The organism is Streptomyces sp. NPDC097595, assembly GCF_044761525.1.
Classification (GTDB): Bacteria; Actinomycetota; Actinomycetes; order Streptomycetales; family Streptomycetaceae; genus Streptomyces; species Streptomyces drozdowiczii_A.
On sequence record NZ_JBIWCN010000004.1, the window covers coordinates 233,992 to 254,339 of the forward strand.

26 protein-coding genes and 3 tRNA genes are annotated in these 20,348 nt (G+C 69.5%); 19 read left to right on the forward strand and 10 right to left on the reverse strand.

The window, feature by feature from the left end:
• Positions 1-76: 76 nt before the first annotated feature.
• The 6 genes from ACIQZN_RS08220 to ACIQZN_RS08245 all read right to left on the reverse strand — a co-directional run bounded on the left by ACIQZN_RS08220 (position 77) and on the right by ACIQZN_RS08245 (position 2,221).
• Entirely contained in the window at positions 77-625 is a 549-nt protein-coding gene (locus tag ACIQZN_RS08220) for a TetR/AcrR family transcriptional regulator (protein ID WP_403989907.1), read from the reverse strand.
• Positions 626-764: 139 nt separating this feature from the next.
• On the reverse strand, positions 765-1,193 hold the full coding sequence (locus ACIQZN_RS08225) for a MaoC family dehydratase (protein WP_403989499.1): 429 nt from the start codon (positions 1,191-1,193) through the stop codon (positions 765-767).
• Positions 1,193-1,645, reverse strand: a complete 453-nt coding sequence (locus tag ACIQZN_RS08230) for a MaoC family dehydratase N-terminal domain-containing protein (protein ID WP_018101272.1) — start codon at positions 1,643-1,645, stop codon at positions 1,193-1,195. The genes ACIQZN_RS08225 and ACIQZN_RS08230 overlap by 1 nt, the downstream gene beginning before the upstream one ends.
• A gap of 133 nt (positions 1,646-1,778) precedes the next feature.
• On the reverse strand, positions 1,779-1,943 hold the full coding sequence (gene rpmG / locus ACIQZN_RS08235) for a 50S ribosomal protein L33 (RefSeq protein ID WP_003956487.1): 165 nt from the start codon (positions 1,941-1,943) through the stop codon (positions 1,779-1,781).
• 88 nt (positions 1,944-2,031) lie between these two features.
• Positions 2,032-2,104, reverse strand: a tRNA-Met gene (locus ACIQZN_RS08240).
• A 44-nt stretch (positions 2,105-2,148) separates the two neighbouring features.
• Positions 2,149-2,221 (reverse strand) — tRNA-Thr (locus ACIQZN_RS08245).
• Between the two features lie 214 nt (positions 2,222-2,435).
• Between ACIQZN_RS08245 and ACIQZN_RS08250 the strand changes: the two genes are divergently transcribed.
• From ACIQZN_RS08250 to ACIQZN_RS08265, 4 genes are all read left to right on the forward strand, one after another.
• Positions 2,436-3,695: an amidohydrolase family protein gene (locus ACIQZN_RS08250; protein WP_403989501.1), complete on the forward strand. Its 1,260-nt coding sequence runs from the start codon at positions 2,436-2,438 to the stop codon at positions 3,693-3,695.
• Positions 3,696-3,729: 34 nt separating this feature from the next.
• Positions 3,730-4,386: an SDR family oxidoreductase gene (locus ACIQZN_RS08255; protein WP_403989503.1), complete on the forward strand. Its 657-nt coding sequence runs from the start codon at positions 3,730-3,732 to the stop codon at positions 4,384-4,386.
• A gap of 629 nt (positions 4,387-5,015) precedes the next feature.
• On the forward strand, positions 5,016-5,756 hold the full coding sequence (locus ACIQZN_RS08260; RefSeq protein WP_403989505.1) for an SLATT domain-containing protein: 741 nt from the start codon (positions 5,016-5,018) through the stop codon (positions 5,754-5,756).
• A gap of 71 nt (positions 5,757-5,827) precedes the next feature.
• A complete protein-coding gene (locus ACIQZN_RS08265; protein ID WP_403989507.1) occupies positions 5,828-6,502 on the forward strand; it encodes a hypothetical protein in 675 nt (224 codons plus the stop codon).
• Between the two features lie 90 nt (positions 6,503-6,592).
• On the opposite strand, the gene ACIQZN_RS08270 is transcribed toward ACIQZN_RS08265, so the two are convergent.
• The gene (locus tag ACIQZN_RS08270) at positions 6,593-7,225 is read right to left on the reverse strand and encodes an AAA family ATPase (protein ID WP_403989509.1); all 633 of its coding nucleotides are present in this window, start codon (positions 7,223-7,225) and stop codon (positions 6,593-6,595) included.
• 41 nt (positions 7,226-7,266) lie between these two features.
• Positions 7,267-8,025, reverse strand: a complete 759-nt coding sequence (locus ACIQZN_RS08275; RefSeq protein ID WP_403989511.1) for a GntR family transcriptional regulator — start codon at positions 8,023-8,025, stop codon at positions 7,267-7,269.
• A gap of 434 nt (positions 8,026-8,459) precedes the next feature.
• On the opposite strand from ACIQZN_RS08275, the gene ACIQZN_RS08280 reads away from it, so the two are divergent.
• The 12 genes from ACIQZN_RS08280 (at position 8,460) to ACIQZN_RS08335 (ending at position 17,805) form a co-directional block, all read left to right on the forward strand.
• Positions 8,460-8,726, forward strand: a complete 267-nt coding sequence (locus ACIQZN_RS08280; protein ID WP_403989513.1) for a DUF6284 family protein — start codon at positions 8,460-8,462, stop codon at positions 8,724-8,726.
• Positions 8,723-9,328 (forward strand): hypothetical protein, encoded by a 606-nt coding sequence (locus ACIQZN_RS08285; RefSeq protein ID WP_403989515.1) that lies wholly within the window; start codon positions 8,723-8,725, stop codon positions 9,326-9,328. Before ACIQZN_RS08280 ends, ACIQZN_RS08285 begins: the two co-directional genes overlap by 4 nt.
• Positions 9,325-9,615, forward strand: a complete 291-nt coding sequence (locus tag ACIQZN_RS08290) for a DUF6303 family protein (RefSeq protein ID WP_403989517.1) — start codon at positions 9,325-9,327, stop codon at positions 9,613-9,615. Before ACIQZN_RS08285 ends, ACIQZN_RS08290 begins: the two co-directional genes overlap by 4 nt.
• Positions 9,612-10,613: a DUF2637 domain-containing protein gene (locus ACIQZN_RS08295; protein WP_403989519.1), complete on the forward strand. Its 1,002-nt coding sequence runs from the start codon at positions 9,612-9,614 to the stop codon at positions 10,611-10,613. The genes ACIQZN_RS08290 and ACIQZN_RS08295 overlap by 4 nt, the downstream gene beginning before the upstream one ends.
• Positions 10,610-10,939 carry an RRQRL motif-containing zinc-binding protein gene (locus ACIQZN_RS08300; RefSeq protein ID WP_403989521.1) on the forward strand — a complete coding sequence of 110 codons (330 nt, stop codon included), beginning with the start codon at positions 10,610-10,612 and terminating at the stop codon, positions 10,937-10,939. Before ACIQZN_RS08295 ends, ACIQZN_RS08300 begins: the two co-directional genes overlap by 4 nt.
• A 15-nt stretch (positions 10,940-10,954) precedes the next feature.
• The gene (locus ACIQZN_RS08305; protein WP_403989523.1) at positions 10,955-11,428 is read left to right on the forward strand and encodes a hypothetical protein; all 474 of its coding nucleotides are present in this window, start codon (positions 10,955-10,957) and stop codon (positions 11,426-11,428) included.
• A 261-nt stretch (positions 11,429-11,689) separates the two neighbouring features.
• A complete protein-coding gene (locus ACIQZN_RS08310; protein ID WP_403989525.1) occupies positions 11,690-13,459 on the forward strand; it encodes a MarR family transcriptional regulator in 1,770 nt (589 codons plus the stop codon).
• A gap of 87 nt (positions 13,460-13,546) precedes the next feature.
• Entirely contained in the window at positions 13,547-14,461 is a 915-nt protein-coding gene (locus tag ACIQZN_RS08315) for a bifunctional DNA primase/polymerase (RefSeq protein ID WP_403989527.1), read from the forward strand.
• 158 nt (positions 14,462-14,619) lie between these two features.
• Entirely contained in the window at positions 14,620-14,811 is a 192-nt protein-coding gene (locus ACIQZN_RS08320; protein WP_403989529.1) for a hypothetical protein, read from the forward strand.
• On the forward strand, positions 14,808-15,965 hold the full coding sequence (locus tag ACIQZN_RS08325; RefSeq protein ID WP_403989531.1) for a DUF3631 domain-containing protein: 1,158 nt from the start codon (positions 14,808-14,810) through the stop codon (positions 15,963-15,965). The genes ACIQZN_RS08320 and ACIQZN_RS08325 overlap by 4 nt, the downstream gene beginning before the upstream one ends.
• A gap of 205 nt (positions 15,966-16,170) precedes the next feature.
• Entirely contained in the window at positions 16,171-16,359 is a 189-nt protein-coding gene (locus ACIQZN_RS08330) for a helix-turn-helix transcriptional regulator (protein WP_403989533.1), read from the forward strand.
• A 66-nt stretch (positions 16,360-16,425) separates the two neighbouring features.
• The gene (locus tag ACIQZN_RS08335; RefSeq protein WP_403989535.1) at positions 16,426-17,805 is read left to right on the forward strand and encodes a tyrosine-type recombinase/integrase; all 1,380 of its coding nucleotides are present in this window, start codon (positions 16,426-16,428) and stop codon (positions 17,803-17,805) included.
• A 173-nt stretch (positions 17,806-17,978) separates the two neighbouring features.
• Here the strand turns inward: ACIQZN_RS08335 and ACIQZN_RS08340 are convergent.
• Positions 17,979-18,060 (reverse strand) — tRNA-Tyr (locus tag ACIQZN_RS08340).
• 191 nt (positions 18,061-18,251) lie between these two features.
• Between ACIQZN_RS08340 and ACIQZN_RS08345 the strand changes: the two genes are divergently transcribed.
• From ACIQZN_RS08345 to ACIQZN_RS08355, 3 genes are all read left to right on the forward strand, one after another.
• Positions 18,252-18,740, forward strand: a complete 489-nt coding sequence (locus ACIQZN_RS08345) for a YajQ family cyclic di-GMP-binding protein (protein WP_403989537.1) — start codon at positions 18,252-18,254, stop codon at positions 18,738-18,740.
• Positions 18,741-18,884: 144 nt separating this feature from the next.
• A complete protein-coding gene (locus ACIQZN_RS08350) occupies positions 18,885-19,391 on the forward strand; it encodes a methylated-DNA--[protein]-cysteine S-methyltransferase (protein ID WP_403989539.1) in 507 nt (168 codons plus the stop codon).
• A gap of 13 nt (positions 19,392-19,404) precedes the next feature.
• Complete coding sequence (locus ACIQZN_RS08355; protein WP_403989541.1) at positions 19,405-20,064, forward strand: alpha-ketoglutarate-dependent dioxygenase AlkB family protein; 660 nt, start codon at positions 19,405-19,407, stop codon at positions 20,062-20,064.
• Between the two features lie 2 nt (positions 20,065-20,066).
• Here ACIQZN_RS08355 and ACIQZN_RS08360 read toward each other — a convergent pair whose 3' ends face one another.
• Complete coding sequence (locus ACIQZN_RS08360; RefSeq protein WP_403989543.1) at positions 20,067-20,339, reverse strand: GlsB/YeaQ/YmgE family stress response membrane protein; 273 nt, start codon at positions 20,337-20,339, stop codon at positions 20,067-20,069.
• Between the last annotated feature and the right edge of the window lie 9 nt (positions 20,340-20,348).

The following is a 20,348-nucleotide window of genomic DNA, read 5'->3' on the forward strand; positions in this document are numbered from 1 at the left end:
GCTCCCCCTGAGGGTTAGTTATTGATGACTAACTTTTCCGGGCAGAAAACCGGGCGGAACCCGGGGTCGAACGCGTTCAGGAGACCGGCTGGGCGGAGGCGTAGAAACCGGACCAGATCCGGTGTCCGGCCGGGAAGCCGAGCGAGGTCAGCGTGTTGGCGAGCATGCCGTACGCGAGGAACTGGGTGGTCTCGTTGGCCTCGGCGCCGAGCGCGAGGTTGACGGAGTCGAAGAGCTCCAGCCAGCCGGCCCGCACCGATTCGCCGAATTCGTGGTCCCCGGCGGCTTCGGCGGCGGCGACGGCCGCGTACATCTGCATCTGCATGAGCAGCTTCTCGGGGTCGTCGGCGATCAGCTGCTGGTAAGCACTGGCCATGGCGTGCAGCGCTTCTTCACCGTGCAGCCCGTCGGCCGCCTCGGCGAAGACCCGCCGGGTCTCTTCGAGGCAGCGCTCGGCCGCCGCGAGGAACATCGCTTCCTTGTTGGGAAAGAGCCGGAAGAGGTACGGCTGCGAGACACCCACCCGCTGGGCGATCACCGCGGTGGAGGTCGCGCTGTACCCGCCGCGGGCGAACTCGGTGATCGCCGCACGGATGACGCTCTCGCGCCGCTCATCTGCACTCATCCTTGCCATGCCCATAAGTTAGTACTCAATCACTAACTTCGTCAAGCGGGGGCGCCGAGCGAGGTTGCGAGGGGGTACGCGTAAGGGGCACGGCCCCATGGACCGTGCCCCTTACAACGCGTCGCGTCGCCCGTCGTCCCTAGGCGAGCTGCACCACGGCCCGGGACATACCCAGGACCTTCTTGCCGTCGCTCATGACCGTCAGGTCCACCCGCACCCGCCGGTCGTCCAGCAGGGCGCCCACCTTGCCGCTGACCTCGATCAACGCGCCCTTGTCGTCGTCCGGGACCACGACGGGCTTGGTGAAGCGCACCCCGTACTCGACCACCGCGCCCGGGTCGCCGGTCCAGTCCGTGACCACGCGGACCGCCTCGGCCATGGTGAACATGCCGTGCGCGATCACATCGGGCAGCCCGACCTCGCGCGCGAAGCGCTCGTTCCAGTGGATCGGGTTGAAGTCGCCCGAGGCGCCCGCGTACTGCACGAGCGTCGCCCGGGTGACCGGGAAGGACCGCGCCGGCAGCTCCGTACCGACCTCGACGGACTCGTAACTCACCTTCGCCGTCATCACGCCTCCTCGGCGGCGCGCGCCACCAGCTTCGTCCAGGCGGTCACGACCAGCTCACCGGACTCGTCGTGGACATCACCGCGGACGTCCAGGATGTCGTTGCCCGCCATCGACTTCACGGCCTCGATGGTCGAGACGACCGACAGCCGGTCGCCGGCGCGCACGGGGCGGACGTAGACGAACTTCTGGTCGCCGTGCACGACCCGGCTGTAGTCCAGACCCAGCTGGGGGTCCTCGATGACCTGGCCGGCGGCCTTGAAAGTGATCGAGAACACGAAGGTCGGCGGCGCGATCACATCGGCGTGGCCGAGCGCCTTGGCGGCCTCGGGGTCGGTGTACGCGGGGTGGGCGTCGCCCACGGCCTCGGCGAACTCGCGGATCTTCTCCCGTCCGACCTCGTACGGCGCGGTGGGCGGATAGGTCCGTCCCACGAAGGACTGGTCGAGCGCCATGAACTCGCAACCTCCTGATGAAAGAACGACTGGGCCGGCCTGTGGCGGCGTCCGGCACCATTCAACGCCAAACCCGCCGCACAACGACGCGAGGCCGCCCCCCGAAGGGGACGGCCTCGTGTACGAGCCTGATTCAGCGCGTTTCGCGGTGCGCAGTGTGCGAGTTGCAGCGCGGGCAGTGCTTCTTCATCTCAAGACGGTCCGGGTTGTTACGCCGGTTCTTCTTGGTGATGTAGTTCCGCTCCTTGCACTCCACGCAGGCCAGCGTGATCTTCGGGCGGACGTCGGTGGCAGCCACGTGAGTGCTCCTTGGACGGACGATGAACGGATGAACGCATAAAAGAGTAGCCGATCGAAGGACCGACCCCACAATCGGCTACTTTTAGTAGCGGTGACCGGACTTGAACCGGTGACACAGCGATTATGAGCCGCTTGCTCTACCGACTGAGCTACACCGCTTTGATGACTGGGCCCCCCGCCGAAGCGGGGTTTCCGATCACCAGAGCCCCAATGCGGAATCGAACCGCAGACCTTCTCCTTACCATGGAGACGCTCTACCGACTGAGCTATTGGGGCGAGCGATGAAGACATTACACGCTCGGTCGCCGATCGCCCAAATCCGTTTCGTGGGGCTCGGCCAACCCGGGCTCGTACCCCGCTCCGGGCACCCTCACACCGCTGATCAGCAAGGCGGCACCGGTACGACTATTGCGCTCCTCCTCCGACCGGACCGCCCACGCCCCTAGGCTCTACTCACTCTGCGTGATCTTGACCCCTTCCCAGGAGCACGATGCCCGACAGCCAGCCGCAGCGGCCCGACGACCACGCGGCCGACACCACCGGCGGCCCGGAGACCTCGGCCCTGACGCTCTGCGGCGCCCGCCTCACCGACGGCCGCGTCGTGGACGTACGGGTCTGCGGCGCCCGCATCGAGGCCGTCGGCACCGCGGGCAGCCTCACCGCCGCCCCCGGCGCCCGCGTCGACCTGCGCGGCCACCTCCTGCTCCCCGCGCCCGCCGAGCCGCACGCCCACAGCGACACCGCCCTCACCGCGGACGGCCCCGGGCCCGCCTCCGAGCGGCCCGAGGACATCCAGCGGCGCGCCACGGAGGCCGCGCTGCTCCAGCTCGGCCACGGCGCGACGGCCCTGCGCTCGCACGTGCGGATCGGCGGCCCCCAGGGCCTGGCTGCGCTCGAAGCCGTCCTCCAGGCCCGGCGCTCGCTGCGCGGCCTGGCCGACCTGACCCCGGTCGCCGTCCCCCGGCTGCTCACCGGCGTCGCCGGGGCGGGCAACCTGGCGATGCTCCGCGACGCGGTGAAGATGGGCGCCGGCGCGGTCGGCGGCCGCCCCGACCTCGACCCGGACCCGACGGGATACGCGGAGGCCGTCCTCGAAGTCGCCGCCGAGCACGGTTGCCCCGTGGACCTGCACCTGGACGGCGACGACCCCGCCCGGCTCGCCCGGTTCGCCGCGCTGGCGGGCGGCCTGCGCCAGGAGGTCACCATCGGCCCCTGCGCCGGACTCGCCCGCCTCCCCGCCGACGTCGCCGCCCGGGCGGCCGAACAGCTGGCGGCCGCCGGGGTGGGCGTCACCTGCCTCCCCCAGGGCGGCTGCTGCGGTACGGAGCACCGGGGCGCCGCCCCCGTACGGCTGCTGCGCGAGGCCGGGGTGCGGGTCGCCGCGGGCAGCGGGGCCCTGCGCGATCCGGCCAATCCGGTGGGGCGCGGCGACCCGCTGGAGGCGGCGTTCCTGCTGGCCTCGCAGGGCGGCCTGCGCCCCGAGCACGCCTACGCGGCGGTGTCCGCCGAGGCCCGGCACGTGATGGGGCTCCCCGAGGTCCGCGTCGAGGCGGGCTTCCCGGCCGAGCTCCTCGCCGTACGCGGGGAAGGGCTGGCCGGGGCGCTGTCGCTGGCGTACAGCCGGATCGTGGTGCACCGGGGGCGGGTGGTGGCCCGGACCAGCGCGGTGCGCGAGTACTGCGACTCGGAGGCCGGCGGCGGGCCCGGTCTTCCCCGCCAGGGACGGCCGGAATCCACCGGCGGGCCGTGAGCGTCGCGGCGCGCTCCGGCGTACCGTCGGTCGTATGCGCATTGTCATCGCAGGTGGACATGGTCAGATCGCGCTGCGGCTGGAGCGGTTGCTCGCCGCGCGCGGGGATGAGGCGGCCGGCATCATCCGCAACCCCGGACAGAGCGACGACCTCAGGGCGGTGGGAGCCGAGCCCGTGGTGCTGGATCTGGAATCGGCCACGGTCGACGCGGTCGCCGAGGTCCTGCGGGGCGCCGACGCGGCGGTCTTCGCGGCCGGGGCGGGCCCCAACAGCGGCACGGCCCGCAAGGACACGGTGGACCGGGGCGCGGCCGTGCTCTTCGCGGACGCGGCGGAGCGGGCGGGGGTGCGGCGTTACCTCGTGGTCTCGTCCATGGGCGCGGACCCGGACCACGCCGGGGACGAGGTGTTCGACGTGTATCTGCGGGCCAAGGGCGAGGCGGACGCGGACGTGCGCTCCCGCCCGGCCCTGGACTGGACGATCCTGCGCCCCGGGATGCTCACCAACGACGCCGGCACCGGCCAGGTCCTCCTGGCCGCCTCCACGGGCCGGGGCCCGGTCCCCCGCGACGACGTGGCGGCGGCCCTGGTCGAGCTCCTGGACACCCCGGCCACGGCGGGCCTGACCCTGGAACTGATCTCGGGCAACGTGCCGTTGACGGTCGCGGTGAAGGACATCGCCGGCAACTGACCGCCCCAACGAAGAAGGCCCCCGTTCGAAGAACGGGGGCCTTGCTTGTGGCGGCGCCAGGGTTCGAACCTGGGTAGGCTGAGCCGGCAGATTTACAGCGGGCTCCCTTCGTGCCTCCCCACCAGGGCGTTCCAGACTCCGTAGCCGCGTCGGGGGACGTGTGGGGGACAGCCTCTCGACTCAGCCCCCCGCTCGCTCAGCCCAGCACGCTCCAGCAATCTGCCTTCTGGCCCCCGAGAGCGAGTCTGGGCGCGTGAGAGCACTGCATGCGTGGGAGGCGCCCGCAGGGAGTTGGGACGAGTGGCGGGGTGGGCCAACAAGCCGAACCTCGGGGGATCAACAGTCTCACTCGCTAGTGCCGCGAGGAATCTACCCAAAGCAGGCGCCCCAGGTGTCCACAGCTGGCAGACTGCGCGTCGCAGCGGCCAGGTCTTCGTCACCCGGGAAGCACGTGCGCTTCAGCTGTCTCCCCACAGAGCCCGACAGCTGCTCTGCGGCGATCGCACAGGAGGTTCACGTAACTAATGCCAGTCCCCGCAACTTCCCCAGCTGGCGGGAATACAACCGACGAATTGATTCAGCACCGACGAAATGTAGCCGACCTCCGGCGGCGAATAAGAAATCGCCGTATGCAAGTTCTTGGTTTGTATTGCACTCCTGCGCTTTGCGTCTTCGTGATTCTTTCATGGATTGCCGCGAAGAATACCATCTGGCTGAACCGGGATATGCCAGATTCGGCCCATGGCGCCTTTTTCGCCATCGCGGCAGCCCTGGCCGGCTCCAGCGCCTTCCAATTTGCTCTCGAATTTACGTCAGAATTCTGGGACTGGGAAGACGAAAGGACTTCAGTCGCTCAACTCCAGTTGGAACTCGAGCTCTCCGAGGAACGACGAATCCTCGAAGCGAGGAGACTCACACCTTCACCTGTGGAGCGGCAGGCGTCCTACAAGGAAAGAACCCCCGTTGAGGTGGAACGCCTGAGGAAGGAGTCCCGCCACTACCGCCGCGTGCACCTTTGGATGCAATGGCTCCTCTTTGTCTGTTCAGCAAGCGTCACCGCAATTACCGCATGGTACGACCCTCCCCAACCCGGTAAGGGCGCTCTCATTTTCTTGGGGTTCACCATCACGGTAATCACTGCCGCCACTGGTTACTTCAAGCCCCGAGAGCGCGCCTTCAATCTGCAGCAGACGGCAGACAGTATTGAACAGCACGTCACCGCGCTGGACCTTGGAATTTCTCCCTACGCACAGACGGACTCCGCCAACCTGGAACTCTTTGCAACCACAGTTGAAAACATTCGAATTGAACAAAGGAAGCGTGAGCAACAACTCGACCAACCCCATCAGGGACAACAAGAGGTCGTCTAACAAGCCATTGGGGCGAAATGTCTTCCCGATTCGCAAGTGACCGAATCAGCGGTTCCGTGTGGGTTCTCATCATGGGTCTCACCGCAGACGCGTCAGCTGCCGCCTTTTTCTTGCTGTCAGCAGATGTGCAAGCATGGCTGAAGGAGAACTATTCTTCCGTTTCGATTGCTGCGCTACTGCTTGTTGCCGTCACGATTACTCTAGCCAACTCGCTAATGGCCGACCGTGCCGAGATGGGTAGGCTACGGGCCGAGGTGGCCACACTGAATGACTTGTTGGCCACACCGAGCCGCCACGACATTGAGATGTTTTCAGCAGTCAGCGACCAAGCGTCTCCTCAAGGCACCCATATTGTTTGGCTGAGAGAACACTTCCTAGCATCACACGCTAACACTGAAGCATTCCATGAATTCGAAAAAATGATCAAGTTTTTTCAACGAGAGCCGCGAGGCTTCGATAATGTCGATCTCAATGGCGCATACCGCGAGTTCCTGAGCACCGGCCGCGAATTGGTCGAAAAAATGGAGGCTCACATGTGGTACGAGGGAAGCGGGTGCACGCGCCTGGAAATTCCACGAGAATGGCAACTAACCCAACCCGAAAGATGGCAGCAAGCAATTACCGAGATAGCGGAGTGTCGCGACTCATTCATGACTGCTTACGACAGCCTTTTCCGGATGGCCCAAAGCAAGCATTTCATGAGCCCTCTCTCTGTGTCCCCCTCGCCAAGTAGCTCCGCTACATAAACTAAGGAGTTGGCACAGCCCCGGCTCAGGTTATCATTTCCAACGCTTGGAGCAGAGGAAGGAGAACTCTGCTCCAGCACCTGGGAAGCGTCAAAGGCCAGCAGCTCCCAGCGCCTCGATCACCGCGGCGGCGTCGCCCTCGTATACCAAGTGCGGCTCGTCCGGCGTGGGCGGTATGAACCGATTTCTATACCGCTGGAGGTCGCTTTCCGCGAAGTAGATCGCGTTCGCGTCGTTCGCGTGGAATTCGTTGCGCTTGCTGACCCTCGCCCACAGTTCTTCATGGCTGGCAGCGAGGTAAACGAGCACAGGAACCGCGCCGGCGTCGGTGGCGATGGCCTGCCATTTGGCGCGATCCTCCGGGGTCCAGAAGCCGTGGTCCACTACGACGTCGTGTCTGGCCTTGAGCTGTGCGCGGAGGTCGGCCGCCACGTCTTCGAGCACGGGTCGTTCCAGCGTGGGGAAGACGCCCCGAGGGAAGTCGACTCCGTAGACGCCGTGTCGACGGAACATCTCCTCGTCCGGGCACAGGCGGACGAACCCGCGATCCGTCAGGGCGCGGGACAGCGTGGTCTTGCCGGAGCCGGGAAGTCCGGCCATTAGCACGCAAAGCGGGGACCGCGTTGGTGTTGGTTGCGTCATGGCTCGTGAGATGACTGCTGCCTCGGTTTCGGTTCCTGGCTCCATGGTGCCGCCGGGCCTGGCCGCGAGCGAGGCGGCCACTCGCCCTTCTTGCTCGTTCGGGGGTGTGGTGTTCGCGCCGGTCACAGGGCGACCTCCGTCTCGGTGCGCCACGTACGACCTGGAGCACCGAGGTCGACGCCGTACTCCACGACGGTGTCCTCGCTGTCGAGGAACTTCGCTGTCATCACGACCACGGGATCGGCCGGCAGGTCATCCAGGTCCAGTTCCAAGAGCCGCGCGTGCTCCGGCGTGAGGCGGCTGGACGATGCCGTGTCGATGCGGCGAGTGATCGGGTGGCCGGTCGCGTGCGCGATGAGCTGGAGTGACGTGCCCCCCGTCAAGCGCTCGCTCTCAGTCAACTGCGGCACCAGCTTCCCGTACCGGGCGGGAATCCACGACGTGCTGTGAGCGACGATGCCGTGCCGGTCCCGGTACACGCGGCTACGGCGTACGACCTTCGAGCCGGGCTTGACGTCCAGGGCCTGCGCCACATCGGCAGGCGCAGGTACTACGGCTGCCTGGTGCGAGTCGGAACGTTCGCCCGTCCCCCAGCTGGAGCCGGTACGGCGTCCCCGGTCCTGTCGCTGGGCGCCCGAGGACATCGGGGCCGGCTGGTCCAGGACTTCGGTGCCGATTCCGTGGATGCCTCGGACAAGGCCCTCGCTGCGCAGCTTCCGCAGGGCCTTCTCCGCCGTCGCGGTGCTCACCTTCCACTCTTCGGCGAGGTTCTTGATGCTCGGCAGGAGCTTCCCCGGCAGCAACTCGCCGGACGAGATCAGCTCTGAGTAGTGAGCGGCAATCTTTGCGTAAGGGGCCCGATTGTCGGCCTGGCCTGCCATTTCGCTTGCTCCTTCGCGTGAACATCCCTGAGGTTCCCTACCTTACTGCTTGACACCACAGGGAACCCTAGGGAACCTTAGGGATGTGCCCGCCGGTCGGATCTATTGAGCGGAGGGCGCCCGACACACCTGTGTCCGCCGCCCGGAGGGCTCCGTGAAACGGGCTCCAAGGAAGCGCCAGTTCTTTCACAACTAAATGGGGATCACGCCGCCTCTCCTCGGCCAAGTAGGCGGCCACACGGGCTCTCCGTGTGAGTACAGCGCGATTTGCTCTCTCCGCAGCGTTCGAGCTGCGGCCGGTTGCCTCCGCCGCACGTCTCGTACGTGCGGCGCTGAGGGGAGCCGGATCACCGACTTCGACGGCGGGCGGCTCCGGTGCGGGAACACCGGAGCCGCTGTTCGGGCCGTCTCGCCTGCCAGGGAGAAAACGACCCATGAAGACCATCGCAGCACTTCAGGACCTTGTTACGGCCGCGTCGCTCGACTTCGAGCCGCCGGCCGCCGAGCTGGACGCGATCGAGCAGGAGATGCCGCTCATCCGGGCGGAGGTCGAGCTGCTGGACGCGCAGATCATGACCCTCGACCGCCCGGCCAGTGAGCTGGACGTACGGCGTATCCGCCGGGCCCGGAACCGGGTCATGGCCGCCCGCCGCGACCTGAGCAACCGCACCGTCACGGTGCAGCCGGGCGGTGCCGCATGAGCGCCATGCAGACCGCGCCGAAGCCGGAACTGCTCCAGGACCACCGGGGCGAGCCCAAGCCGTGGGCCGCATCGGACCTGGACTGCGCGTCGGAGCGACTGGCCGGCTCGTTCCACGAGGCCGGGCACGCGGTGGTGGCCATGACCTACGGCATCCACGTCGTCACCAGCGAGATCATGACCTGGACCCACGAGGGCGTCTGGAGCATCACCGGTTCCACCGAGCTGGACGTGGACCGGGTCGGTGCGTGGCAGTACGCGGCGATGTGCGCGGCCGGGGCGGTGACGGAGGTTCAGTACCTGCTCATCGCCGGGCTGTGGACGCCGAAGCGGGCGCTTGCCTGCGCGGCCGTGCACGACCGGGAACAGGCCGTCGATGTCCTCGCGCACTACGGCGCCTGCCTGGGCCGCACGCACGTTCCGGCCGGTGGCCGGTCGTGGGCGCAGGTGCGCGGCATGGCCCGGCGCCGGATCGCCTACCACTGGCGGGAGATCCGGCTGGTCGCCGAGGCGATGAACGAGCGCACCCTCCTCACCGGGGCCGAGATCGCCGACCTGACCGGTCTCACCAACCCGCCCCGGCCCGAGGGCGGTGCGGCATGACGACACCTGACACCTTCACCGCCCAGATGGCCATCGCCCGCAGCACCGGCCGTTGGCGCCTGTACGTGGTGATCTACGGCGAGCTGGTCTTCGAGTGGCCCGAGTACGTCTTCGACGGCGCCACGGTGCCGACCGTTCAGGACCGTTCACGGGCCCTGGACGCGCTCGGTTACACGCCCGTCGACGGCACGGTCTGGGACTGGACCGAGGACCACGTCCCCGGCGATGACCCGGCCGGCCCGGTCTACCTGATCGCGTCCGCGCGGGTGCGGGAGGTGGCGTCGTGAACGATGTTCAGATCCGTTCAGCGGAAAAGGCACTGTCGGCCGGAACGTGGCTGATCGTCGGCGGAGCGATGCTGTATTCGATCCTCACGGTCACCCCGCTCGCGGCCCGCCACACCCCCGAGGGCTGGCGGTGGACGGCCCCGATCCTGCCCCTGGTCGTGGACGCCGCCGTCATCATCGTGGTCCGCCTGGGCGCCACCCTGGCCCGCCTCGGCGGGCACGGCGGAGGGTGGCCCGTCGTCCTGCGGTGGATGACCGGCGTCATGACCCTCGCCCTGAACGTCGCCGACAGCGTGCTGAAGAAAGACCTGGTCGGGGCGTCCGTCCACTCCGTCGCCCCGCTCCTGCTCATCGTCACGGCCGAAGCCGGGCTCGCGTACCGCCGGGCCATCACAGACGCCCAGCAGGCACGCGAAGCCCAGCTCAAGGCCGACCGCAAGGAGCGCGAGCAGGAAGCCGCCGAACGCCGCGAGGCGCAGGAGCGGCGGGCCCGTGAGGAGCGCGAGCACACCGCCCAGTTGGCACGGGAGCAGCGTGAGCACGAAGCCCTGCTGGCCCGTGAACAGACAGCGCGTGAGGAAGCGGTGCGGCGTGAGGAGCGTGAGCGGGCAGAGGCCCGGGAGCGTGCTGAGCGGGAGGCTCGTGAACGCCGTGAACGCGAGCGTGAACAGCAGCGCGCTGAGCGTGAACGCCTTGAACGCGAGGCCGTCCAGCGCCGCGAGCGCGAGCGTCTGGAGCGCGAGCAGGCCGAGCGCCGGCAGCGTGAGGAGCGGGCGGAGCGTGAGGCCCGTGAACGCGAAGCACTGCTGTCCGGTGGGCCGGTGAACACCAAGCTGCCCGAGGAGCGGGCCCGTCAGATCGTCACCGCCGCTCACGCCTGCGGCCTGCCCGTGCGCAACGCGGCGGAGCTGTGCGGGTGGTCGGTCGGCTGGGTCTCCACCCGCTACCAGGAACTGCGCGACGCCACCGCCCCCGCTCTTGAGGGTGTCTCGGCATGAGCGGCCTGCCCACCTACCGGTGGCGGCTCGCTCCCGAGGGCCTGGCCACCCGGCGTCAGCTCCGCGCGATGGGGCTGCGCCCGGGCGGTCAAGACGTGGCCGCGGAGGTCCGGCGGCCCCGGCGGCGCCGTGAGCCGCTGGTCGCCTACCTCTACCGCATCGACCTCGCCCGCCCGGTACGGCCCATGACCCCGGGCCGTACCGCCGCCCTCGCCAAGGCCATGCGCGCCCGTCGCACCTGCCCCGTCTGTCAGCGGGATGCGGGGTACTGCATCCCTCGCTCGCTCGGTGCCTGCGTGCCCTGTGCGGACTCGCAGGCTGCCTGACCTGGAAGGATCGTCATGGACCCCCTCGTACAGGTCCCCACGGGCCGGCCGACTTTCCCGGACGTGCCCATGACCGGCGTCGTGCAGTTGCACGGCGAGCAGTCCGGGACGGTTGTCTACGTCCCGGGCCCCGGCGGGAGCATGGTCGCCGTGCTCCGCGAGCATCTGCCGACCGCTCCCGCGCCGCTTCCGCCGCGTGACCTGACTCCGCAGCCGCTGTTCGACCCTCGTGCCCAGCGCATCGCCGCCGGTGGCCTGCTCGTCGGGGGCGCCGGTTACGGCGGGGGCCAGTTGCTCATCGGCGCGGGGCAGGCCGTGTCCGCGCTCGCCGGGCTCGGCTCCGTCGCGATGTGGGCGGCGGTCGCGGTCGTCGCCTCACGGCTCGCCCCGGCCGTGCTCGGCACCTCACGGGCCACGGTCCACCACCACACGACCACGATCACGAACACCAACCGTTGGTTCGGCCGCTCCCACACCCACACCCACTGAGCCCCGGAACGGCCGTGCGGCCCGCAGGGCGCTTAGACCCCCTCGCGGGTGGTCTGAGACCCCCGGTGCCCTGAACGGTCGTCAGGGGCCCCGTAGAAACGCAGCGTGACAGGTTTCCGGCGCCTCGCGCGCACACGCGTAGGGGCCCTGCCGGAAACCAGGAAACCGGAAACTCCGCAACTCCGCGTACATGCGCCTCCGCGTGGGGGCGGGCCGTGCAGGGCCCGCCCCCACCGACTCACCACCACGGAAAGAGGGCACATGAGTCACCCGTCAGCCTGGCAGACGCACCGCCAGTACGCCGCCACCGCCTCACGCTGGACCGCCACCCGGTGGGCCAAGGAAGCCGAACGCCGCCGCAAGCTCCGCTCCGAGCGCAAGCCGCTCGTCCGCGACGCCCGTAAGGCCGTGGCTACCGCGCGGGCCATGGACCCCAACGGGCTCACGACCGCCGTGCACACCGCCGAACGCGCGCTCAAGTCCGCACAGCGCGCGGTCCCCGACCCGCTGTGGCTGTTCGCGTCCAAGTCCGCGATCGTCGCCGCCGTCGGCGCGTACGTCGGGCTGCCGCTCGTGCCCGACCGGGTGTGGATGTGGTCGGCCGTCGCCGTGACCGTGGCCGTGGTCGGCGCGCTCGTCTGGGCCGTCGTCCACCGCCCCGCAGCTTCGGACCTCGTTCCGACCGCTGAGGAGAGCGCGTTGCTCAAGCGGCTCCAGCCCGAGCACTGGCGCGAGCACGCCGAACAGCGCGGCCTGGCTGGCACGCTCACCGCCCGGCCCGACTTGACCGAGTCCGGGATCGTCGTCGCGGTCCGCCTCGACGGCCAGTGGACCACCACCAAGCTGCGCGCCGCCGAGGACCACGTCCGTGCCCTGCTCGGTGCCCGCACCGACCTGCGGATCCAGACCAAGGCCGGGAAGCGCGGCGGGTGGGCGGAACTGACCCTGCGCACCCGCTCCGCCGCCGATGGCGACGACATGCTGTGGGCGCCGGACCGGTCCTCGCTCGGCATCGACACCGTCACCGGCGACCACGTCACCGTGCCCCTGGGCGAGCGGCTACTGATCGCGGGCCGCTCCGGCGCCGGCAAGTCCGTCGCCTCCCGCCCGCTGCTGTTCGACGCGTCCGAGGGCGACACGAACGCGCTGGTCATCATCGACCTGAAACGCGTGGAAGGGCGGTTGTGGGACCACCGGGCCCGCGTCGCCTCCACCCCGCACGAGGTGATCGCGGTGGTGGACGAGCTGGAAGAGGAGATGCAGGACCGCCTCGCCGTGCTGCCCAAGGGACAGGACACCTGGACCCCCACCCCGGACCGGCCCAGGATCACCGTCGTCGTGGACGAGGGTGCCGAAGTCGTCACCGCCGCCGACAAAGTCCCCTTCCCCGAGATGGACGACGACGGCAAGACCAAGGTCCGCAACCGCAGCGCCCTGCCCGGACTGGAGTCCATCGCCCGCATGGGCCGCGCCGCGTGCATCGACCTGTGGTGGATGACGCAGAAGCCCACCATCAACGACGGCATCCCCAAGCAGATCGCCCCGCAGATCAGCGTCTCCATCTGCCTCGCCGTCCGCACCCCCGCCGAAGCCCGCGTCGTCCTCGGTGAGGACGCGCAGGCCAAGGGCTGGAACGCAGACGAACTCCCCGCCCCCGGCGTCGCCCTCATCCGCGACGGCAAACGCAAGCCCGACCCGGTCAAGGTCCGCTACATGGACAAGGCCGTTGTCATCGCCCTGCCCGCACGCACCCCCTGGACCCGGACCCACACCGCACCGGCCGCCACCGGGGCACCGGCGCTCACCCTTGTGAAGCCCGCACCGGAACCGGTCGCTACGGGCGTGGACGGTGCGGACGCTCGCATCCTCGACGCCATCACGGCCGCCGGGGAACCGGTGCGGCAGAAGGACCTGGCCGAGACCACGGGCCTGTCCAAGGGCACCGTCTCCAAGGCCGTCAAGCGCCTCACCGCCACCGGGCACGTCACCCGCCGCCCGGACGGCGGACTCACCGCTGACAAGGCGGCCTGATCCCCTAACCAGTGAGGACGGCCCCCGTCTCGCCAAAGCCGGGGCCGCCCTCATCCAGCACTGAGTAAGAGAACTGGAGACACCAGCATGACCCAACCCACCACCGCGCGGCCAGCTCTGCTCGCCGCCGCCTTAACCGCCGCGGAGCGCGGCTGGCACGTCTTCCCCCTCCGCCCCGGGGGCAAGCGGCCCGCCCTCCACGGCGAGCAGGCTTGCCCCCGCACCGGCACCTGCGCCGCCGGTCACGTGAAGTGGGAGCAGCGGGCCACTACCGACCCGGACCGCATCCGCGCCGCCTGGTCGGCCGGGCCGTTCAACATCGGGCTGGCAACGGGCCCGTCCGGGCTGGTCGTCCTGGACCTCGACAAGCCCAAGCCCCGTATGGACGCGCCTGACGGCGCGGCGAACCTCGCGGCGCTCTCCGAGCGCGCCGGGCAGCCGGTGCCCCGCACCCGCACGATCCGGACCGCGAGCGGCGGACAGCACCTGTACTTCTCCGCCCCCGCCGCCGCCCGACTCCACAACACCGCCGGAACCCTGACCCCGCTGGTCGACACCCGGGCATGGGGCGGGTACGTCGTCGCCGCCGGCAGCATCGTCAACGGCCACCGCTACGAAGTCGACGGGCCCGCGCTCATCAGCCCCCTGCCCGGTTGGCTCAAGCAACTCCTCATCCCCGCTCACCCCCGGCCGCCCGCAGCGGTGCCCGCCGCTGCTCCAGTGCCGCTGCGGGCCCACCGTTACGCGGAGACCGCCCTCCAGCGTGAGCGCGAGACCGTCCGGGCCGCCGGGCAGGGCAGGCGCAACGCGACCCTGCTCGCGTCCGTACGGGCAGTGGGCCGGTTCGTGGCCTGGGGCGACCTTCCCCGCCACGTAGTCGAAGCGGCTTTTCAGGAGGAGGGCGAGGCGGTCGGGCTTACCGCGGCCGAGTGCCGCGCCACCATCGCTTCGGCCCTGTCCTGGTCCATCCGCACCTGCCGGCCACGACCGGCGGCAGCATGACCACCGGACCCACCCCCCACCTGAAAAGCCTTCCCGCGCCCTCCACCGGGCCCCGCTCCGCCGAACCCGCAGGGCGCGGCCCCGGCGGTAGCGCGCCGAAGGTCGTCGGCCGTCAGGCCGTCCCCGTTGCTGTTCGCCCTGACCCGCACACGATCACCGTGACCGGCATCCAACCCGGCCTGACCGTACGCGGACTCGGCCGCAACCAGATCCCCGTCGCCGACTGGCTGTGCACCTGCGGCCACTTCGAGCGGGCCCGGGGACGGAACGCCGTCACTAACCTCGCCACCCGCGCCCGGGTCGGCCAGTGCCCCCACACCGAACCCGTAGTGAGCAGGAGTGCAGCATGACGACCAAGCCCATGGCTCCCATCGACGGGGCCGCTCTGCTCGATGACGTGGAAGCCTTCCATCGCCGCTTCAACGCCTTCCCGTCCGAAGCCGCCTACGTGGCCGTGGCCCTGTGGGACGCGCACACGCACCTGCTCGACTGCTTCGACTCCACCCCGCGCCTCGCGTTCCTCTCGCCCGAGCCGGGGAGCGGCAAGACCCGTGCGCTCGAAGTCATCAGCACGCTGGTCCCCCACCCCATGCACGCCGTCAACGCCTCCCCGGCCGCGCTCTTCCGTGCGGTGGCCGACGAGGCGGGGCGGCCCACGGTCCTCTTCGATGAGATCGACACCGTCTTCGGCCCCAAGGCCAAGGACAACGAGGATCTGCGCGGCCTGCTCAACGCCGGGCACCGCAGGAGCGGTGTCTCCTACCGGTGCGTCGGGGACGGCGGAACACAGACGGTCGTGGCCTTCCCCTCGTACTGCGCCGTGGCCATGGGAGGGCTCGGCTCCCTGCCCGACACGATCCTGGCGCGCTCCGTGATCATCCGCATGCGGCGCCGCGCCCGTAACGAGCGCGTCGAACCCTTCCGAGCCCGCATCCACGAACCCCAGGGCCACGCCCTGCGCGATCAACTCGCCACATGGGCCAGGGAGGTACGTCCCCGCGTCGACGGGGCGTTCCCCGACATGCCGGACGGCATCACGGACCGCCCCGCCGACGTGTGGGAACCGCTGCTCGCCGTCGCCGACGCGGCCGGCGGAACCTGGCCCGACCGGGCCAGGCAGGCATGCGTCGACCTGGTCACCGCCGTGAACGAGGACGACCGCGCCTCGCTCGGAGTCAAGCTCCTCACCGACCTGCGCGACCACGTCTTCCCCGGCGAGGACACCGTCTCCACCGTCGAAATCCTGCACCTGCTCAACGGCTTGGAGGAGTCCCCCTGGGGGGACCTGGACGGCCGCCCGCTGAACGCGCGCGCCCTCTCCAAGACGCTCAAGGAGTACGTCACCGCCAAGAGCAAGCCCATCTCACCTCGCCCGCTCCGCATCGGCGGACAGATCGTCAAGGGCTACCACCGCGACGACCTCACCGACGCCTGGAACCGGTACTGCCCCCCGCCCCCGGAATGCCCGGTTACATCGGTTACACCCCTCCCACTGGACTCCTGACCTGCGACGCACCCGTAACCGATCGGGGCGGTGTAACCGGAACATCGTCGGTTACACCGCCCCGCCACACCTCCGCCTGTAACCGCACGCCATCGGTTACACCTCGCCTATCGGTTACAGAAAACAGGCCCCTGACCTGCGACGTAACCGCAGTAACCGATGTAACCGCACACCTAGAGCCGACCTGCGCGAAGGAGTAGCACCCATGGCCCGCCCTCAGATGCTCAAGCTCCCCGAAGTGCTCGCCGAACTCGGCATGAGCCGCGCCGCCTTCTACCGCATGCGTGCCCGCCGTCAGGGTCCCCGCCTCATCAAGCTCCCGAACGGCCAGATCCGCGTACGCCGCTCCGACCTGGACGCGTGGTGGGCGCAGTGCGAGGAGACCGCCGCCTGACCTTTCCCTGACGCACCGACCACCGAGGGCCCGCCACTCCGGCGGGCCCTCTCCTTATGGAGAACCATGCCTCTCACGTACGACGTAAGCCTCTACTCGCTTGAAGTCCGCCGCGAACGCCCGAAGCCCTACCGGGTGCGCTGGCGGGTCGGACAGCGCAAGCACTCCAAGAGCTACCAGCTCAAGGCGCAGGCCGACGGCCGCCGGTCCGAGCTGATGTCCGCCGTCCGGCGCGGCGAGCAGTTCGATGAGGAGCTGGGGCTCCCCGCGTCCGAGATCCGCGCGATGCAGGGCTCCATCACCTGGTACGAGCACACCCGCGCGTACATCGACCGGAAGTGGGCCGCCGCGCCGGCGAAGTCGCGGAAGAACTACGCGGACGCCCTCGCGACCATCACGCCGGCGCTCATGAAGACAAGGGTCGGGCGCCCGGACACGGCGACGCTCCGCAAGGCCCTGTACGGGTGGGCGTACAACCGGAACCGGTGGGACGACGAACCCCCGGCGGACGTGGCGCACGCCCTGCGCTGGGTGGCCAAGAACTCGTACCCGGTCTCCGCGCTCGAACAGTCCGCCACCGTACGGCTCGCCCTGGACGCGCTCGCCCTCAAGCTGGACGGCAAACCCGCCGCTCCTCGCACCGCACGGCGCAAGCGGGCCTGCCTGAGCGACGTGCTCGGGCTTGCCGTCGAGCAGGGCTACTTCTCCACACCGGTCAACCCGCTCACCACCGTGAAGTGGGCGGCCCCGAAGACCGCCGAAGAAGTCGACCCGGACAGCGTCGCGAACCCCCGCCAGGTCCGGGCGCTGCTCCGGGGCGTACGCGAGCAGGGCCCCCGCGGTGAACACCTCGAAGCGTTCTTCGGCTGCCTGTACTACGCCGCCATGCGGCCGGCCGAGGCGACGGCGCTGCGGCTCCCCCAGTGCCACCTGCCGGAAACCGGCTGGGGCACCCTGACCCTCCGGCAGGGCTTCGTACGGGTCGGGAAGGGCTGGACCGACGACGGCCAGGCTCACGAGGCCCGGCACCTCAAGGCCCGGGCGGTGGAGGACTCGCGGCCCGTGCCGATCCCGCCGCACTTCGTGCGGACGCTCCGACAGCACATCGCCGCACACGGCACCGCCCCGGACGGGCGACTGTTCCGGACCAACCGTGGCGGCCTGCTCCAAGAAACCGGGTACGGCGAGGTGTGGGCGCAGGCCCGGGCGGACGTACTCACGCAGGAGGAATCGGCGTCACAGCTCGCCCGGCGGCCGTATGACTTGCGCCACGCCGGGGTGTCCTTCTGGCTCAGCTCCGGAGTGGACCCGATGGAGTGCGCGCGGCGCGCCGGCCACACGATCGCGGTCCTCTTCCGGGTCTACGCCAAGGTGCTCGCCCGTACACAGGACCGGGCGAACCGGCGGATCGATGAAGCCATGCGGGAGTGGAACGAACCCGAGTAGCCCGCCCTCCCCCGGGGGACGTCTGGGGGACACGCCCTGGTCGGAGCTGGGATTCGGGCGGGATCAGGTGAGACAAGGTGGCGTTTCGGGCGCCTGACGCTCCCGGGTCGCCACAACGAGAAAACCCCTTCCGACCTGCTGAAACAGCAGGTCGGAAGGGGTTTCACTTCCAGTGGCGGCGCCAGGGTTCGAACCTGGGTAGGCTGAGCCGGCAGATTTACAGTCTGCTCCCTTTGGCCACTCGGGCACACCGCCAAGGGATGCCGCCTTCGAGTCCCGGTTTCCCGTGGTGCTCTCTGGCAACGACGTAAACAATACCTGATGACCGAGGGTGCTACGCCACCGGATTGTTCGGAGGCCCGGGCGGTCTCGGGTGGCTAGGCTTTACGCGGCCGCTGCGCCAGGTACGCACTTTCCAGCACCCCCGATCCAAGGAGCCACACGTCATGGCCGACTCCAGTTTCGACATCGTCTCGAAGGTCGAGCGGCAGGAGGTCGACAACGCCCTCAACCAGGCCGCCAAGGAGATCTCCACCCGTTACGACTTCAAGGGCACGGACGCGTCGATCGCGTGGTCCGGCGAGAAGATCCTGATGCAGGCGAGCGGCGAGGAGCGGGTCAAGGCCATCCTCGACATCTTCCAGTCCAAGCTGATCAAGCGCGGGATCTCGCTGAAGTCGCTGGACGCCGGTGAGCCGCAGCTGTCCGGCAAGGAGTACAAGCTGTTCGCCTCGATCGAGGAGGGCATCTCGCAGGAGAACGCCAAGAAGGTCGCGAAGATCATCCGCGACGAGGGCCCCAAGGGCGTCAAGGCCCAGGTCCAGGGCGAGGAGCTGCGGGTCACCTCGAAGAGCCGGGACGACCTTCAGGCCGTGCAGGCGCTGCTGAAGGCCCAGGACTTCGACTTCGACGTGCAGTTCACGAACTACCGCTAGAGCGTTGGTCCGGGCACGGAACCTCTCGTTCCGCGCCCGGACTGCATGTCCGAATACCGCCGGTTCCGGCGGTTCGGACGCAGCAGACTGGTCCGTGGCGGCCGGCGTTCCGGCCGGTCGTACGGACGAGGAGAGGGACCGGTCATGACCATGTACGCGACGCTCGACAGCCCGCTGGGTGAACTGCTGCTGGTCGGGGAAGAGGCCCCCGGAGCGGCGGGCATCGCGCTCGTCTCGCTCTCCGTGCCCGGTCAGAAGGGCGGCACCGTCGTCCAGGACGGCTGGGTGTACGCGCCGGAGGCGTTCTCGGGGGCCGCCGCCCAGTTGCGCGAGTACTTCGAGGGGCGCAGGACGCGCTTCGACCTGGTGTACGCGCAGGGGCGGGGCACCGAGTTCCAGCGGCGGGTCTGGGACGCGCTGGACGCCGTTCCGTACGGCGAGACGGTCTCGTACGGGCAGATCGCCGCGCGCGTCGGCGCGAGCGGTGCCGGGGTGCGGGCCGTGGGCACGGCGATCGGGCGCAATCCGCTGCTCGTCGTGCGGCCGTGCCACCGGGTGATCGGTGCGGACGGCGCGCTGCGCGGGTACGCGGGCGGTCTTGAGCGCAAGGAACGGCTGCTGGGGCTCGAAGGGGCCCTGGCGGGGCGTTGACGGGCGACCGCTGATGGACGGGCTCTTCCCCAGGTCGCGCGCCGTCATCGCGCCGGGGGCCGTGCATGTGCCCGACTGGCTGTCGCCGGAGCGGCAGCGGGAGTTGGTGGTGGCGTGCCGGGAGTGGGCGCGGGGGCCCGTGCCGCTGCGGCACACGGCGTTGCCGGGTGGCGGGGTCATGTCGGTGCGGACGGTGTGCCTCGGGTGGCACTGGCAGCCGTACCGCTATGCGCGTACCGCCGACGATGTGAACGGCGCTCCGGTGGTCCCGTTCCCGGGCTGGCTCGCGGAGTTGGGGCGGGCGGCGGTGGCGGAGGCGTACGGGCCGGGCGGCGGCTCGGAGGCGTACGCGCCGGATGCCGCGCTGGTCAACTTCTACGACGGCACGGCCCGGATGGGCATGCACCGGGACAACGAGGAGCGGTCGGAGGCGCCCGTGGTGTCGCTCAGCATCGGGGACACGTGTGTCTTCCGGTTCGGCAACACCGAGGGCCGGGGCAGGCCGTGGACGGACGTGGAGCTGGCGTCCGGGGATCTGTTCGTGTTCGGCGGACCGTCGCGCCGGGCGTTCCACGGGGTGCCGGTGGTCCGGCCCGGCACCGCCCCTCCCGGTACGGGGATGAGCGGTGGCCGGCTCAATGTGACGTTGCGTGAAACAGGGTTGAACGGCTGACGTCAGCGTCGTTCGCGGGAGTTGCCGAAGAGCAGGCGGTAGGCGATCAGCAGGACCAGGGAGCCGCCGATGGCCGCGACCCAGGTCGCCGGGTCGAAGAAGTCCTTGGAGATCTCGCGGTCCAGGAAGCGCGACGATATCCAGCCACCGAGGAACGCGCCGACGACCCCTATGAGCGTGGTGCCGATCAGGCCGCCGGGGTCGCGCCCCGGCAGCAGGATCTTGGCGATGACGCCCGCGACGAGCCCGAGAATGATCCAGCCGATAATGGTCATGCGTGCGAA